This is a genomic window from Sulfitobacter aestuarii (genome assembly GCF_042685005.1).
GTDB classification, from domain to species: domain Bacteria; phylum Pseudomonadota; class Alphaproteobacteria; order Rhodobacterales; family Rhodobacteraceae; genus Sulfitobacter; species Sulfitobacter aestuarii.
Genome location: NZ_JBHUMP010000007.1, coordinates 31435 through 46114, shown reverse-complemented (window position 1 = coordinate 46114; position 14680 = coordinate 31435). Strand labels below are relative to the sequence as shown.

Genomic DNA, 14680 nt, shown 5'->3' with positions numbered 1-14680 from the left:
CGGTGCCGTTCATCGGTTCTTCAGCATGTCGCGGGCCACGATCATGCGCATGATCTCGTTGGTGCCCTCAAGGATCTGATGTACCCGCAGATCGCGCACCAGCTTCTCGATCCCGTAATCGGCGAGATAGCCATAGCCGCCGTGCAGTTGCAGACATTGATCGACGATCCGGCTGCCCGCCTCGGTGACGAATTTCTTCGCCATGGCGCAATGTTTGCTCGCGTCCGGTGCACCGGTGTCGAGCTTCCAGGCCGCCTGACGCAGGAACACCCGCGCCGCCTGCAGCTCGATTTCCATGTCGGCAAGACGGAACTGCAGCGCCTGGAACTGATCGATGCTCTGGCCGAAAGCCTTGCGCTCGCCCATGTAATCGAGTGTGGCATCAAGGGCGGATTGCGCCGCGCCGAGCGAACAGGCGGAGATATTGAGCCGCCCGCCATCGAGCCCCGCCATCGCGTATTTGAACCCCTTGCCCTCCTCGCCGACCAGGTTCCCGGCCGGGACGTGACAATCGTCGAATTGCACCTGCGCCGTCGGCTGGCTGCGCCAACCCATCTTGTCTTCCAGACCCCCGAAGCTGAGCCCCCGTGTGCCGTCCTCGACATAGAGCGTCGAGATCCCTGCCGCGCCCTCATCAGAGGTGCGCACCATGGTTACATAGCCATCCGAATAGCCGCCCCCCGAAATGAACGCCTTGCTGCCGTTCAGCACATAGCCCTCGTTGTCGCGCACGGCACGTGTCTTGAGCGCCGCGGCATCCGAGCCCGAGCCCGGCTCCGTGAGGCAATAGGACAGCACCTTGTGCATCGCCAGCACATCCGGCATCACCCGCGCCTTCAGCGCATCGGAACCGAAATTGTCGATCATCTTGGCGCACATGTTGTGGATCGACAGGAACGCCGCCACCGAGGGGCAGGCCATCGACAGCGCCTCGAAGACCAGCGTCGCATCCAGCCGCGTCAGGCCCGAACCGCCGCTCTCCTCCGAAACATAGAGCCCGCCGAACCCCAGTTCGGCAATCTGCGGCCAGAGCTCCTTGGGGATCGTGCCGTCCTTCTCCCAATTGCGGGCAAAGGGCGCGATCTGCTCCTGGCCAAAGGCATGGGCCATGTCGAAAATCGCGCGCTGCTCGTCGCTCAGTCCAAAATCCATCACATCCTCCCGAGATTTGTCGCGCCCCTCCTATCCGGCAATCCTTGCGGAAATTTTGCGGCGTCCCAGCTTCTTTATGCTGTAAATACTCCCATCGGCGGAACAGGCGAAGGGCCCGCTCCGCCGATGGGTCGCGCTTATTCCATCACCGGGATGGAGAACTCGCCGCCTTCCTTGATGCCGCTCGGCCAGCGCGCTGTGACGGTCTTGGTGCGGGTGTAGAACTTGAACGCGTCCGGCCCGTGCTGGTTGAGATCGCCGAAGGCGGATTTCTTCCAACCGCCGAAAGTGTGATAGGCCAGCGGCACCGGGATCGGCACGTTGACACCGACCATGCCGATGTTGACGCGGTTGGCGAAATCGCGCGCCGCGTCGCCGTCGCGGGTATAGATCGCGGTGCCGTTGCCGTATTCATGATCCATCGCCAGCGACAGCGCCTCTTCGTAATTCTGCGCGCGCACGCAGGTCAGCACCGGGCCGAAGATCTCCTGGGTATAGATGTCCATCTCCTTCGTCGCGTGATCGAACAGATGCGGCCCGACGAAGAAGCCTTCTTCATAGCCCTGCAGTTTGAAATCGCGCCCGTCGACCACCAGCTTGGCGCCCTGATCGATGCCGGTCTGCACCAGGCGCTCGATATTGGCCTTGGCGGCGGCGGTCACGACGGGGCCGTAATCGACGTCATTGCCCGAGGTATAAGGGCCGACCTTCAGCGCCTCGACGCGCGGCACCAGCTTCTCGATCAACCGGTCGGCGGTCTCATCCCCCACCGGCACCGCAACCGAGATCGCCATGCAGCGTTCGCCCGCGGCACCGTACCCGGCGCCGACCAGCGCATCCGCGGCCTGATCGAGATCGGCATCGGGCATGATGATCATGTGGTTCTTGGCGCCGCCGAAACATTGCACGCGCTTGCCGTTCGCACAGCCGGTGGCATAGATATATTGCGCGATCGGGGTCGAGCCGACAAAGCCGACCGACTGGATCACGTCGTGATGCAGGATCGCGTCGACCGCTTCCTTGTCGCCGTTGACGACCTGCAGGATGCCTTTGGGCAGGCCCGCTTCCTCGGCCAGCTCGGCCAGCATCAGCGGCACGGAGGGGTCGCGTTCGGAGGGTTTCAGGATGAACGCGTTGCCGCAGGCGATGGCGGGGGCGAACATCCACATCGGGATCATCGCGGGAAAGTTGAACGGGGTGATCCCGGCGGTGACGCCGAGTGCTTGGCGCATCGAATACATGTCGATGCCGGGGCCGGCGCTGTCGGTAAATTCACCCTTCAGCATCTGCGGCGCGCCGATGCAATATTCCACCACTTCAAGCCCACGCTGCACGTCACCGGCGGCATCCGGCAGGGTCTTGCCGTGTTCGCGGCTCAGCGCTTCGGCGAGCTTGTCCATGTCGCGGTTGATCAGCGAGACGAGCTTCATCAGCACCCGGGCGCGGCGCTGCGGGTTGGTGGCCTCCCAGGCAGGCTGTGCGGCGGCGGCATATTCCACGGCCTTGTCGAGCTCTTCGGTGCTGGCCAGCGGCACCTTGGCCTGCACTTCGCCGGTCGCCGGGTTCATCACGTCGGCAAAACGGCCGGACGTGCCTTTGACATGTTCGCCGTTCAGGTAATGGGTCAGTTCTTGCATGGGATCCTCCTTGGTCCGGCGCAGGATAGGCTTGCAAAAAGACAGGTTAAAGAGGCAGTAAGGCAAAATAGATTTGCAAAAACGCAAAACCCCGTGTTCCGCAGCTGACAGTTTCGGCAGAGCAGGCAGGGCGGGCAGGGCGCGTGGACCGCGGAAAGAGGCGGCATATGGATGACAATTGGGACGACCTGCGCCTCTTCCTGGCGGTGGCGCGCGAGCAGAGCCTGTCGGGCGCGGGCAAGCTTCTGCGCCTCGATCCGGCCACGCTCGGACGCCGGGTGGCGCGGCTGGAGAAGGCGCTGCAGGTCGCACTCTTCGTCAAGTCGCCGCAAGGCTATGCGCTGACCGATGCGGGCGCGGACCTGCTTGTCCGTGCGGAGCGTGCCGAACAGGCGATGCGCGCCGCCACGGCCGTGCTTTCGGGCCAAAGCGACCGGCTCAGCGGACAGATCCGCATCGGTGCGCCGGATGGCTGTGCCAATTTCCTGCTGCCCCAGGTCTGCGGTGCCATCGCGGCGGAGAACCCGGAGCTCGACATCCAGGTCGTGGCGCTGCCACGGGTGTTCAATCTTTCGCGCCGCGAGGCCGACATGGCGATCGGGGTCAGCGCGCCGACGGCCGGGCGGCTCCTGGTGCACAAGATCACCGATTATCACCTGCACCTGGCGGCCGCCGCGCACTATCTTGCCGAACGCCCGGCGCCCGACAGCATCGCGGCGCTGCGCGATCACCGGCTCGTCGGTTATATTCCCGACATGATCTTTGACCGCGAGCTCGATTATCTCGCCGATCTCGGCATCGCGCGCGTGCCGCTGGCGTCGAATTCGGTCTCGGTGCAGCTGCACATGATCCGCCAGGGCAACGGTATCGGCGTTGTGCATGATTTCTGCCTCGACGCGGCCCCCGGCGTGCGGCGCGTCCTGACCGGGGCCGTCTCGATCAAACGCGCCTTCTACCTGATCCGCCATGCCGATGATCAGCGCAATCCGCGGCTGTCCCGCTTTGCCGAGCGGCTCAGCGCCGGGCTGCGCGCCGAGGTGGCACGGCTCGAGGCAAAGGCTTGACAGAATACGGCGCTGCGGCGACCCTGAAATCACGGGGCCATAGCAGGAGGCGCATATGCTGGTATCGCAGATACTCAAGTCCAAATCCGACGAAGGGGTGGTCACCTCGCCGCCCGACATGCTGATCTCCGAGGCCGCCAAGCTGTTGTCGGAGAAACGTATCGGTACGCTGGTGATCTCGGCCGACGGCAAGACCCCGGACGGAATCCTGTCGGAACGCGATATCGTGCGCGAACTCGGGCGCAAGGGCTCCGGCTGTCTCGATGAGAGCGTTCAGACCCTGATGACCCGCGATCTGGTGACCTGCAAGCGCGACGACCGCGCCGATATCATCCTGCAGCAGATGACCGACGGGCGCTTCCGTCACATGCCGGTGCTCGAGGACGGGCGGCTGGTCGGGCTGATCTCTATCGGCGATGTGGTCAAGGCGCGACTGATGGAATTGTCGATGGAAAAGGACGCTTTGCAAGGCATGATCATGGGCCATTGAGCCCGCGCGGGGCGGCGCAAATCGGCTTGCGCCCGCGCCCGTGACATGCTTGCTTGCGGAAACTTAAACCGAGCAGGACCGCCCGATGCGCATTGGCCTCTATCCCGGCACGTTCGACCCGATCACCCTGGGTCACATCGACATTATCCAGCGCGCGGCGCGGCTGGTCGACAAGCTGGTGATCGGTGTCGCCATCAACCGCGACAAGGGGCCGTTGTTCCGGCTCGAGCAGCGGGTGGCGTTGATCGAGGCGGAATGTGCCGCGCTGGCCGAACAGACCGGCGTCGAGATCGTCGTGCATCCTTTCGAGAACCTGCTGATCGACTGCGCCCGCGACGTCGGGGCGCAGATCATCGTGCGCGGCCTGAGGGCGGTGGCGGATTTCGAATATGAATACCAGATGGTCGGGATGAACCGGCAGTTGGACGATTCGATCGAGACCGTCTTCCTCATGGCCGATGGCCAGCACCAGGCGATTGCCAGCAAGCTGGTCAAGGAAATCGCCCGTCTCGATGGTGACATCAGCAAATTCGTCACCCCGCGGGTACGCGAAGCACTGTTGCAGCGGTATTCCGAAAAGGGATGAACCGGTCTGCCGCGCGGCGATCGCGCGGCACGTGACCTGACCGCGCTGCCGATCCAATCGGCGGCGGGGCGACGGCGGGGGGAGGTAATGGCGGGCGCGCTCAGCGCCAGAACGCCATCCATTCGATCAGCTCGAAGAACTTCTTGCCGAGATAGACGAAATGCTCGCTGCCGTAGATCAGCCCGTCGAGCGCCAGCGCGCCGACGATGACAAGGCCGAGAATGAGGGCGATCAGGTTGGTCATCGGCGCGGGCTCCGCTCTGGCTTGCCCCCGATATGACATCCTGTCGGGGGCGGGGGCAAGCTGTCAGGGCGCTGCTCAGCCGAGCTTGCCCATCGCCACGGCGACATCGGCCATGCGCACCGAGAAACCCCATTCGTTGTCATACCAGCACAGCACCCGCACCGTGCGGCCGCCGACGACCAGTGTCTGGTCGGGCGCGAAGATGCAGCTTTCGTCCGTGTGGTTGAAGTCGATGGAGACTTTCGGCTCGGGATCATAGGCCAGCACGCCCTTCATCGCCCCTTCGGCGGCGGCGCGCACGGCGGCGTTGACCTCTTCCACGGTGACATCGCGCCCGGCCGTGAAGGTGAGGTCTACGGCGGAGACATTCGGCGTCGGCACGCGCATCGCGGTGCCGTCAAGCTTGCCCTTGAGCGCGGGCAGCACCTCGCCCAGAGCCTTGGCGGCGCCGGTGCTGGTGGGGATCATTGCCATGGCGGCCGCCCGGGCGCGGTAGAGATCCTTGTGGCGGCGATCCAGCGTCGGCTGGTCGCCGGTATAGGAATGGATCGTGGTCATCACGCCGCTCTCGATGCCAAACGCCTCGTGCAGGACCTTGGCGATCGGGGCGAGGCAGTTGGTGGTGCAGGAGCCGTTGGAGACCATTACGTCGGACACCTGCAGCTCGTCGTCATTGACGCCGAAAACCACGGTGCGATCGACATTCTTGCCCGGCGCGGAGAGCAGCACCCGCTTGGCGCCGCGTTCCAGATGCGCCTTGGCCTTGGTGCCGTCGTTGAACTTGCCGGTACATTCCAGCACCACGTCGCAGCCGGACCAGTCGAGCGCATCGAGATCATAGGTGGACATCACCTCGATATCGTTCTGGCCGAGGTTCAGCTTGCCCTCGCCGATGCTGATCTCGCCGGGAAAACGGCCATGCACGGAATCGTATTTCAGCAGATGCGCGGCGGTTTCCAGCGGCCCGGTGGCGTTGAGCTTGACGACCTCGATGTCATCGCGCCCCGAAGCAGCGATATGGCTGAGGGTGCAGCGGCCGATACGGCCAAATCCGTTGATACCGACTTTGATTGTCATGGGAGAGCTTTCCTTTGCGTGGGGCGTTGTCGGCTCTATATCTGCGGCGGCAGGCGGGGTTAAAGAGGCAAAGCCCTCCGATCGCGCGATGTTAGCGATAAAGGTTGCCGTTAGCGATAGCAGCATCTGGGGATTGCCGGCACCCCGGGTCAGACTATGTGAGGGCAAGCGGAAAAGGAGAATGGAATGAGCGGTCTGCTGGCGTTGCTGGATGATGTTGCGGCCATTGCCAAGGTGGCGGCGGCGAGTGTGGACGATGTGATCGGGCAGGCAGCCAAGGCCGGGTCCAAGGCGGCCGGCGCGGTGATCGACGACGCCGCCGTGACGCCGAAATATGTCCAGGGTTTCGCCCCGAGCCGCGAATTGCCGATCATCTGGCGCATTACCAAGGGCTCGCTGCGCAACAAGCTTCTGTTCCTGCTGCCCGCCGGTCTGCTGCTGTCAAATTTCGCTCCCTGGGCGATCGCGCCGCTGCTGATGCTGGGCGGGGCCTATCTCTGTTTCGAAGGCGCCGAGAAGGTTGCCCATGCGCTCGGGCTCGCGGGAGGGCATGAGGATTATCCCGGTGCCAAGGCGAAGATCCAGGATCCGGCGCATCTCGAGGAGCAGAAGGCCAAGGGGGCGATCAAGACCGATTTCATCCTGTCCGCGGAGATCATGACCATCGCGCTTTCGGCGATACCGGCCAGTTCCTTCTGGATGGAAGCCGCGACGCTGGCGGCGGTGGCGGTAATGATCACGGTGGCGGTCTATGGCGCGGTGGCACTGATCGTGAAGATGGATGACCTCGGGCTGCTGATGGCCAACCGCGGCCGGTTCGGCGTGACACGGACGCTCGGGCGCGGGTTGGTCCAGGCCATGCCCGGATTCCTGAAGCTGCTGATGATCATCGGTACGGCGGCGATGCTCTGGGTCGGCGGCTCGATCATCATTCACGGGATGGAGCAGCTCGGCTTCGCCATGCCCGCCCATCTGATCCATGACGCGGCTGTTTGGATCGCGCATTACCTGCCGGAGGGCATGCATGGCGCCGGGGAATGGGTGGCGACCGCGGCGATGGACGGGATCCTCGGTCTCGCGCTCGGGCTGCTGCTGATACCGGTTGGGGAAAAGGTGATCACGCCGATCTGGCGGGCGGTGTTTCATCGCAAGGCGGTAGAGGCCTGATCCTCCAGCGTCGCGCGTCGATCCGGGGCTTGCTCCGCGCTACGCGATCTCGGCTCAGACTTTGCGCAGTGCGGGCCGGGACGGGGTGCACTGCGTGGCAAGCCATCCTGTCTCAGGCGATCTGACGATGGTTGAGATAGGCCCAGCCGAACAGCCCGGTCGCCGCGAGGTTGCCGGAGATCACATAGACCAGCAGGACGGACAGGATCGGGGCCCCGCCGATCAGCCAGATCAGCGCGCAAAGCGCGCCCAAACATATCGCGAACAGAGGAATGACTATAACCATCTGAGCCGCTTTCATGAACAGACGCGGGCGGATCACGCGTCGCCGGGGTGAAGTTGCGAGAAGGACTGCCACCACACCTAATGGATGAAAGTGAACGGAGCGCTAAGAATTGGGAAAGGATCCGGTTTGAGCGGCGCGTTGCCGCTTCACCGGAAAAACGCTGGCGGCGATCCGCCAACAGCCTCGGGAAGGGACATCGGCGCGCGATGGGGATCGCGCGCCGGATTTGTCGATCAGAGCAGCGCCTTGGCGGTCGCGGCGACGTTCTCGGCGGTGATGTCGAATTTCTCGAACAATTCCTCCGCCGGAGCCGAGGCGCCGAAGCGGTCCATGCCGACGAAATCGGCCTTGCCGTATTTGCCGCGCTCGCCGAGCAGCCATTGATCCCAGCCCTGCCGCACACCGGCCTCGACACCGACACGCACCGCGCCGCTGGGCAGCACCCGCTTGCGATAGGCCTCGTCCTGTGCCGCGAAGAGCTCCATGCAGGGCATCGAGACGACCCGCGTGCCAATGCCTTCGGCCTGCAACTGTTCGCGCGCGGCGAGGGCAACCGAAACTTCCGAGCCGGTGGCGATCAGGATGACCTGACGCTTGCCCGTCGCCTCGGCCAGCACATAGGCGCCTTTCTCGGTCAGGTTGTTGTTCTTGTGCTCGTGCCGCACGGTCGGCACGCCCTGACGGGTCAGCGACAGCACGGAGGGCGTCTTCCTGGAGGTCAGCGCCAGTTCCCAGGCCTCCGCGGTCTCGATCGTGTCGGCCGGACGGAACACCCAGGTGTTGGGCGTGGCGCGGCTGATCGCGAGATGCTCGACCGGCTGGTGGGTCGGGCCGTCTTCGCCCAGGCCGATGCTGTCGTGGGTCATCACGAAAACCGTCGGCACTTCCATCAGCGCCGCCAGACGCATGGCGGGGCGGGCATAGTCGGTGAAACACATGAACGTGCCGCCGTAGGGGCGAATACCGCCATGCAGCGCCATGCCGTTCATCGCCGCGGCCATGCCATGCTCACGGATGCCCCAATAGACATAGCGACCGGCGCGGTTGTCCACGTCAAAGACGCCGAGATCGCCGGTCCTGGTGTTGTTCGAGCCGGTCAGATCGGCCGATCCGCCGACGGTTTCCGGCAGGATCGGATTCAGCACTTCCAGCACCTTCTCGCTGCTGGCGCGGGTCGCGAGCTTCGGCGCGGTCTCGGACATCTGCTTCTTGAACGCCTTGATCGTGGCGCTCAGTTTCTTCGGCGCTTCCAGCGCCAGCGTGCGGTTGAAGGTCTCGCGTTTGGATTTCGACATCGCATCGAAACGCTCTTCCCAGTCCCGGCGCTCCGCCGCGCCGCGTTGCCCGATCTCCTCCCAGGCGGATTTCACCTCCGCCGGGACTTCGAAAGGACCGGCGGCCCAGCCATAGGCCTCCTTGGCAGCGATCAGCTGATCGGCATCGGTCAGCGCGCCGTGACCCTTGGATGTGTCCTGTGCGGCATGGCCGAGGGCGATATGGGTCTTGCAGGCGATCATGCTCGGCTTGTCGGATTTCTTCGCCTCGGTCAGGGCGGCGTCGATTTCGCCGGGGTTGTGCCCGTCGATCTCGATCACATGCCAGCCCGCGGCTTCGAACCGGGAGACCTGATCGGTATTGTCAGACAGCGAGACCGGCCCGTCGATGGTGATGTTGTTGTTGTCCCACATCACGATGAGCTTGGCGAGCTGGTGCCGTCCGGCGAGGGTGATCGCCTCCTGGCTGACGCCCTCCATCAGGCAGCCGTCCCCGGCGATCACATAGGTGAAGTGATCGACGACCTTCTTGCCGTATTGCGCGCGCAGCATTTCCTCGGCCATGGCGAAACCGACCGAATTGGCGATGCCCTGACCGAGCGGGCCGGTGGTGGTCTCGATCGCGTCGGCGAGGAAGTTCTCGGGATGTCCCGCGGTGCGGGCGCCGAGCTGGCGGAAGTTCTTCAGCTCCTCGATCGGAAACTGTTCATAGCCGGTCAGATGCAGCAGCGAATAGAGCAGCATGGAGCCATGCCCGGCCGACAGGATGAACCGGTCGCGGTCGGGCCAGAGCGGGTTGGCGGCATCGAACTTCAGGTGCTTCTCGAACAGGACGGTGGCAACATCGGCCATGCCCATGGGCATGCCGGAATGGCCGGAATTGGCGGCGGCGACCGCATCGAGCGTCAGGGCCCGGATGGCGCTGGCCTTGGACCAGTGATCGGGATTGGCATTGCGCAGGGCGTTCAGATCCACGGGACGGGCTTCCTTTTGTGCTTGGGCAGGAGATTTCGGGCCGTGCATATCAGCGCATCCGTAAAGTTCAAGCACAAGTGCCCGGACCGGCGGCTTGCCGCGTCAAGAGCGCGGTCTAAGGTTCTGATATGATAGAGGGGCGCATTTCCCTTCGGCTTTCGCTAGGATTGTCTTTGACGCCGTTTTGTGCGATTCGTCGCGGCCGAGACGGCCGGGTCGCGCCGACAACGGGCCTGTCAGAACGCGACGAGGTGAGGACGAGCATGAGCGACATCGAGGAATTGCAACGGCGCATCACGGCGGCGATGGACCGGATGGCCCGGGGGGTCGACCGGATGGCCGCGGCGCCGGATGCAGAGACCGAGCGCGCGCTGGAAGAAGAACGTATCGCCAATGCCCAGCTCAGCGAGCGGGTTCGGGTGCTCAAGGCCCGGGCCGAGGAGGGCACGGCGCAAATGGGCGCGAAGGTCGAGGAGGACGCGGCCCGCATGGCGCAGCTCGATCTGGAATTGCAGCGGCTGCGGCGGGCCAACGAGGAGTTGACCCGGGCCTGTGCGGCGCTGCAGGCGGCCAATGCCGAAGGGCTCGCCGATGCCGGGCTGATCAACGCGGCGATGCAGGCCGAGCTCGAAGCCCTGCGTGCCGCACGGGCCGCCGATGTGGCGGAGGCCAGCAGCATCCTCGGCGCGCTCGGTCCGCTGGTTGAACAAGCAGCCAGCGATGGGGCCGATCCCGCCCGCACCGACACAGAGGAGAACGCCTGATGCCCGAGGTCCGGATCACCATTGGCGGCCGCGAATTCGAAGTCGCCTGTCAGGATGGCGAGGAAAGCTATCTGCATTCCGCCGCAAAGATGCTTGATGACGAGGCACAGGTGCTGAGCGATCAGGTCGGGCGGATGCCCGAGGCGCGGATGTTGCTGATGGCCGGGTTGCTGCTCGCCGACAAGACCGCCGGTATCGAGGATCGCGTCAACGAATTGCGCGGCGAACTGGCGGCGCGCGAGGCCGAACTCGAAGCGCTGCGCAACCAGGTGATCGAGCCCGAACGTGTCGAGGTCCCGGTGGTGCCCGCCAGCGTCAGCGAGACGCTTGCCGAACTGGCCGCGCGGGCAGAGGCGCTGGCCGCAGAGGTTGAGGAAAAGACGGCGGGCTGATCCGCGTCAGGGCGGAATTTTGGAAAAATTCCGGTGCGGAGAATTTCAAATTCTCCGGTCCGTGGTGCTTGTTGGTCAGGGCGAAGGTGGCGTGGGCGGACGGCGTCACGCTGAACGTCAGCCATTCCGCCATCGGGTAAGCGGCGCGGCGGTCGGGGCCGCCGCGCCAGAGTCTCAGCCGTTGGCTTCGCGGATCTTGTCCGCCGCGTCCTTGTCGTAATGCACGCCGTTCTGCTCGAACAACGTGTCAAGCTCGCCCGAGAGGGTCATCTCGGTAATGATATCGGAGCCGCCGACGAATTCGCCCTTGACGTAGAGTTGCGGAATCGTCGGCCAGTCGGAATAATCCTTGATCCCCTGGCGCAGGGCCTCGTCGGCCAGCACGTTCACATCGGCGAAATCGACGCCCATGTAGTTCAGCACCCCGGCCACGCGGGAGGAGAAACCGCATTGCGGCATTTCCTTGGTGCCCTTCATGAACAGCACCACGTCGTTGCTGCTCACCTTGTCCTTGATCTGTGTCGTCGCGTCACTCATGTCGGTCATCCTTGAATTTTTTGTCTGAGGCTCTGCCGTCTGTTTCAATCGGGCGCCTTGGTGGTCAGCGCCAGCGCGTGAAGCTCGCCGTTGTTGCCATCCATCTTGCCTTTCAGCGCGGCATAGACGGCGCGCTGCTGCTGTACCCGGTTCATGCCCTTGAACGAGGCGTCGATCACCTCGGCGGCATAATGGTTGCCGTCCCCAGCAAGGTCGGTGATGGTGATCTTGGCCTGCGGGAAGCTGGCCCGGATCAGGTCTTCGATGTCGCTTGCTTGCATGGGCATGAAACGGCTCCGGTATAGATGTTGCTTTTGCCACAGATGTAGTGGTGCATGGGGGCGGACGCAAGTTGTATGCCCTGCGCGGACGGGGGCGCCGGGCAGGTGCGGGAGGATGGGATGCAATTCAGCGAAGCGATACCGGAACAGGCGCTGTTCTGGGCGCAGGGCGGCGAGGGCGCGGCGCTGGCCACGGTGATCGAGACCTGGGGCTCGGCCCCGCGCCGGGCCGGGGCGCAGCTGGCGGTATCCGGTGCAGGCGCGATGCAGGGATCGGTCTCGGGCGGCTGTGTGGAGGGAGCGGTGGTGCTCGAGGCGCTGGAAGCGCTCGAGGCGGGCGCGCCGCGGCTGCTCGAATACGGCGTCAGCGACGGTGATGCCTTCGCGGTCGGGCTGGCCTGCGGCGGCAATATCCGGATCCTGGTCGAGCCGGTGGGTCCGGGGGGCATGCCGCTGACGCTGCTGCAGGAGCTGGTCGCCGCCCGGGCAGCGCGCAAGGCGGTCGCCTATGAGGTGGCGCTTGATGGCAGCGCCCGCCGCCTGCGCCATGACGGACATGCGACGCGATTCCGACAGGATTGTTCCGGCATCGAACCGGACGGCGCGACCTTCGTCGCCATCCACAACCCGCTGCTGCGGCTGGTGATCGTCGGTGCCGTGCATATCGCCCAGGCCCTGACCGAGATGGCACGGGTACCGGGTTTCGATCCCATCGTGATCGATCCGCGCGCGGCTTTCGCCTCTGCCGAGCGTTTCCCGCGGACGCAGCTCGTCAGCGACTGGCCCGATGCGGCGCTGAAGGCGCTCGGCCTCGATGCCCGCTGCGCCGTCGTGCTGCTCACCCATGATCCGAAGCTCGACGATCCGGCCCTGCGGATCGCCCTGGCGTCAGAGGCCTTCTACATCGGCGCACTCGGCTCGACCCGCACCCATGCGGCCCGCTGCGAAAGGCTCTCCGCCGCGGGGTTCGATGCGGCGCAGATCGCGCGGATCAGGGGGCCGGTCGGGCTCGACATCGCCGCCGCGGGCCCGGCCGAGATCGCCGTGTCGATCCTGGCCGAAATGATCCGGGACCTGCGGCGGCCATGAAGTTCGGTGGGGTTCCTCCCGATCAGGCGCTCGGCGCGGTGCTGGCCCATTCGCTGGCGCTGCCGACAGGGCGACTGCGCAAGGGCCGTCTGCTCACGGCGGAGGACATTGCCGCGATCAGCGCGGCGGGCCATGAGGAGGTCGTCGTGGCGCGGCTCGATCCGGGCGATGTCGACGAGAACAGCGCCGCCGCCGCGCTGGCCAAGGCGCTGCTGGCCCAGCAAAGCGGGCTGCGGGCCGCGGCACCCTTCACCGGGCGCGTCAACCTCATCGCCTCGGGTCCGGGTGTGGCGCTGCTCGATGTCGCCGCGCTCGAAGCCGTCAATCTGGTGCATCCGATGCTGACGCTGGCCACGGTGGCGCCGTTCCAGCAGATGGCGGGAGGCGGCATGGTGGCGACGATCAAGATCATCTCCTATGCCGTGCCGGGCGAGGATCTTGCCCGCGCCTGCAATGCCGGGCGCGGTGCCATCGCCCTGGCGACGCCGAAGCTGCGCCGCGCGGCGCTGATCATCACCGAGATCCCCGGCGGTGCGGGAGAAAAGGGGCAGCAGGCGATCGCGGATCGGCTTCAGGCCCTCGGTGTCACGCTCGACCGGATGGCGTCCGTGCCGCATGAACCCGAGGCGCTTTCCCGTGCGATTGTCACCTGCGACAGCGAGCTGATCCTGATCCTGACCGGCTCCGCGACCTCGGATATCGACGATGTCGGCCCGGCAGCGCTGCGCGCGGCGGGCGGGCGGGTCGAACGGTTCGGGATGCCGGTCGATCCGGGCAACCTTCTGTTTCTCGGCGAGGTCGCGGGCAGACAGGTGATTGGCCTGCCGGGCTGTGCGCGCTCCCCGGCGCTGAACGGCGTCGATTGGGTTCTCTCGCGGGTGATCTGCGGCGTACAGGTCAGCAGCCGTGACATCGCCGCGATGGGGGTGGGTGGCCTGCTGAAGGAGATCCCGACCCGGCCGCAGCCGCGCCGTGGCAGCGCTGCGCGCAGCTGAGCCGCGCCGCGGTATCGCCACAAGAGCGATCAGGTCTCGCGAAAGATTTAGGTTCTCAGAACGAGATTGTCGTGTTTAACTTCCCCCAACACGACCGAAAATGGGGAGGACAAGATGACACAGGTCAGCATGACCGTGAACGGAAAAGCTGCGTCCGGCGATGTGGAGGGGCGCACGCTGCTGGTGCAGTTCCTGCGCGAGGATCTCGGTCTGACCGGCACCCATGTCGGTTGCGATACGAGCCAGTGCGGTGCCTGTGTCGTGCATGTGAATGGCGCGGCGGTGAAAGCCTGCACGATGCTGGCGCTCGAGGCCGAGGGGGCCGAGGTCGCCACGATCGAGGGGCAGGCGGAGGCGGATGGTTCGCTCAACGTCATCCAGCAGGCGTTTCAGGATCATCACGGGCTGCAATGCGGGTTTTGCACGCCGGGCATGGTGATGTCGGCGGCGGCCTTGCTGAAGGACAATCCGCAACCGAGCGAGGCCGAGATCCGACATTATCTGGATGGCAATATCTGCCGCTGCACCGGCTATCACAATATCGTCAAGGCGATCATGGCGGCCTCCGGACAGGATGTCTCGGCGCTGGCGGCGGAATAACAATCACGATGCAAGGGGCGCGCGGCCCTGCGGGAGGAGATGCAGGAACGCGCCGACCCATGGGGAGGAG

General features: G+C 65.1%; 17 protein-coding genes. 9 read left to right on the top strand and 8 right to left on the bottom strand.

Features of this window, described 5'->3' with window-relative positions; all coding sequences use genetic code 11:
• Positions 1-9 precede the first annotated feature (9 nt).
• Both ACFSUD_RS09715 and ACFSUD_RS09710 read right to left on the bottom strand, forming a co-directional pair.
• Entirely contained in the window at positions 10-1152 is a 1143-nt protein-coding gene (locus ACFSUD_RS09715; protein ID WP_386373849.1) for an acyl-CoA dehydrogenase family protein, read from the bottom strand.
• Positions 1153-1289: 137 nt separating this feature from the next.
• On the bottom strand, positions 1290-2789 hold the full coding sequence (locus tag ACFSUD_RS09710; RefSeq protein ID WP_386373847.1) for a CoA-acylating methylmalonate-semialdehyde dehydrogenase: 1500 nt from the start codon (positions 2787-2789) through the stop codon (positions 1290-1292).
• A 167-nt stretch (positions 2790-2956) separates the two neighbouring features.
• Between ACFSUD_RS09710 and ACFSUD_RS09705 the strand changes: the two genes are divergently transcribed.
• The 3 genes from ACFSUD_RS09705 to coaD all read left to right on the top strand — a co-directional run bounded on the left by ACFSUD_RS09705 (position 2957) and on the right by coaD (position 4929).
• Positions 2957-3853, top strand: a complete 897-nt coding sequence (locus tag ACFSUD_RS09705) for a LysR family transcriptional regulator (RefSeq protein ID WP_386373845.1) — start codon at positions 2957-2959, stop codon at positions 3851-3853.
• Between the two features lie 55 nt (positions 3854-3908).
• The gene (locus tag ACFSUD_RS09700; RefSeq protein WP_386373843.1) at positions 3909-4343 is read left to right on the top strand and encodes a CBS domain-containing protein; all 435 of its coding nucleotides are present in this window, start codon (positions 3909-3911) and stop codon (positions 4341-4343) included.
• Between the two features lie 85 nt (positions 4344-4428).
• Positions 4429-4929: a pantetheine-phosphate adenylyltransferase gene (gene coaD / locus ACFSUD_RS09695; protein ID WP_386373841.1), complete on the top strand. Its 501-nt coding sequence runs from the start codon at positions 4429-4431 to the stop codon at positions 4927-4929.
• 100 nt (positions 4930-5029) lie between these two features.
• Here the strand turns inward: coaD and ACFSUD_RS09690 are convergent, their stop codons facing one another.
• The gene (locus ACFSUD_RS09690; protein WP_386373839.1) at positions 5030-5173 is read right to left on the bottom strand and encodes a hypothetical protein; all 144 of its coding nucleotides are present in this window, start codon (positions 5171-5173) and stop codon (positions 5030-5032) included.
• 75 nt (positions 5174-5248) lie between these two features.
• Positions 5249-6250 carry a type I glyceraldehyde-3-phosphate dehydrogenase gene (gap, locus tag ACFSUD_RS09685; protein WP_386373837.1) on the bottom strand — a complete coding sequence of 334 codons (1002 nt, stop codon included), beginning with the start codon at positions 6248-6250 and terminating at the stop codon, positions 5249-5251.
• Between the two features lie 186 nt (positions 6251-6436).
• Between gap and ACFSUD_RS09680 the strand changes: the two genes are divergently transcribed.
• On the top strand, positions 6437-7417 hold the full coding sequence (locus ACFSUD_RS09680) for a DUF808 domain-containing protein (protein ID WP_386373835.1): 981 nt from the start codon (positions 6437-6439) through the stop codon (positions 7415-7417).
• 112 nt (positions 7418-7529) lie between these two features.
• Here ACFSUD_RS09680 and ACFSUD_RS09675 read toward each other — a convergent pair whose 3' ends face one another.
• Positions 7530-7703, bottom strand: a complete 174-nt coding sequence (locus ACFSUD_RS09675) for a hypothetical protein (RefSeq protein ID WP_386373833.1) — start codon at positions 7701-7703, stop codon at positions 7530-7532.
• Between the two features lie 233 nt (positions 7704-7936).
• A complete protein-coding gene (gene tkt, locus ACFSUD_RS09670) occupies positions 7937-9952 on the bottom strand; it encodes a transketolase (protein WP_386373831.1) in 2016 nt (671 codons plus the stop codon).
• A 263-nt stretch (positions 9953-10215) separates the two neighbouring features.
• On the opposite strand from tkt, the gene ACFSUD_RS09665 reads away from it, so the two are divergent.
• Positions 10216-10716 (top strand): hypothetical protein, encoded by a 501-nt coding sequence (locus ACFSUD_RS09665; RefSeq protein WP_386373829.1) that lies wholly within the window; start codon positions 10216-10218, stop codon positions 10714-10716.
• Complete coding sequence (locus ACFSUD_RS09660; RefSeq protein ID WP_386373827.1) at positions 10716-11108, top strand: cell division protein ZapA; 393 nt, start codon at positions 10716-10718, stop codon at positions 11106-11108. The genes ACFSUD_RS09665 and ACFSUD_RS09660 overlap by 1 nt, the downstream gene beginning before the upstream one ends.
• A 174-nt stretch (positions 11109-11282) precedes the next feature.
• On the opposite strand, the gene grxD is transcribed toward ACFSUD_RS09660, so the two are convergent.
• Both grxD and ACFSUD_RS09650 read right to left on the bottom strand, forming a co-directional pair.
• The gene (gene grxD, locus ACFSUD_RS09655) at positions 11283-11645 is read right to left on the bottom strand and encodes a Grx4 family monothiol glutaredoxin (protein ID WP_386373825.1); all 363 of its coding nucleotides are present in this window, start codon (positions 11643-11645) and stop codon (positions 11283-11285) included.
• Between the two features lie 44 nt (positions 11646-11689).
• Entirely contained in the window at positions 11690-11932 is a 243-nt protein-coding gene (locus ACFSUD_RS09650; RefSeq protein WP_386373823.1) for a BolA/IbaG family iron-sulfur metabolism protein, read from the bottom strand.
• Positions 11933-12046: 114 nt separating this feature from the next.
• Between ACFSUD_RS09650 and ACFSUD_RS09645 the strand changes: the two genes are divergently transcribed.
• The 3 genes from ACFSUD_RS09645 (at position 12047) to ACFSUD_RS09635 (ending at position 14610) form a co-directional block, all read left to right on the top strand.
• A complete protein-coding gene (locus ACFSUD_RS09645; RefSeq protein ID WP_386373821.1) occupies positions 12047-13015 on the top strand; it encodes an XdhC family protein in 969 nt (322 codons plus the stop codon).
• Positions 13012-14010 carry a molybdopterin-binding protein gene (locus ACFSUD_RS09640; RefSeq protein ID WP_386373820.1) on the top strand — a complete coding sequence of 333 codons (999 nt, stop codon included), beginning with the start codon at positions 13012-13014 and terminating at the stop codon, positions 14008-14010. The genes ACFSUD_RS09645 and ACFSUD_RS09640 overlap by 4 nt, the downstream gene beginning before the upstream one ends.
• 114 nt (positions 14011-14124) lie before the next feature.
• Entirely contained in the window at positions 14125-14610 is a 486-nt protein-coding gene (locus tag ACFSUD_RS09635; protein WP_386373818.1) for a (2Fe-2S)-binding protein, read from the top strand.
• Positions 14611-14680: the final 70 nt, after the last annotated feature.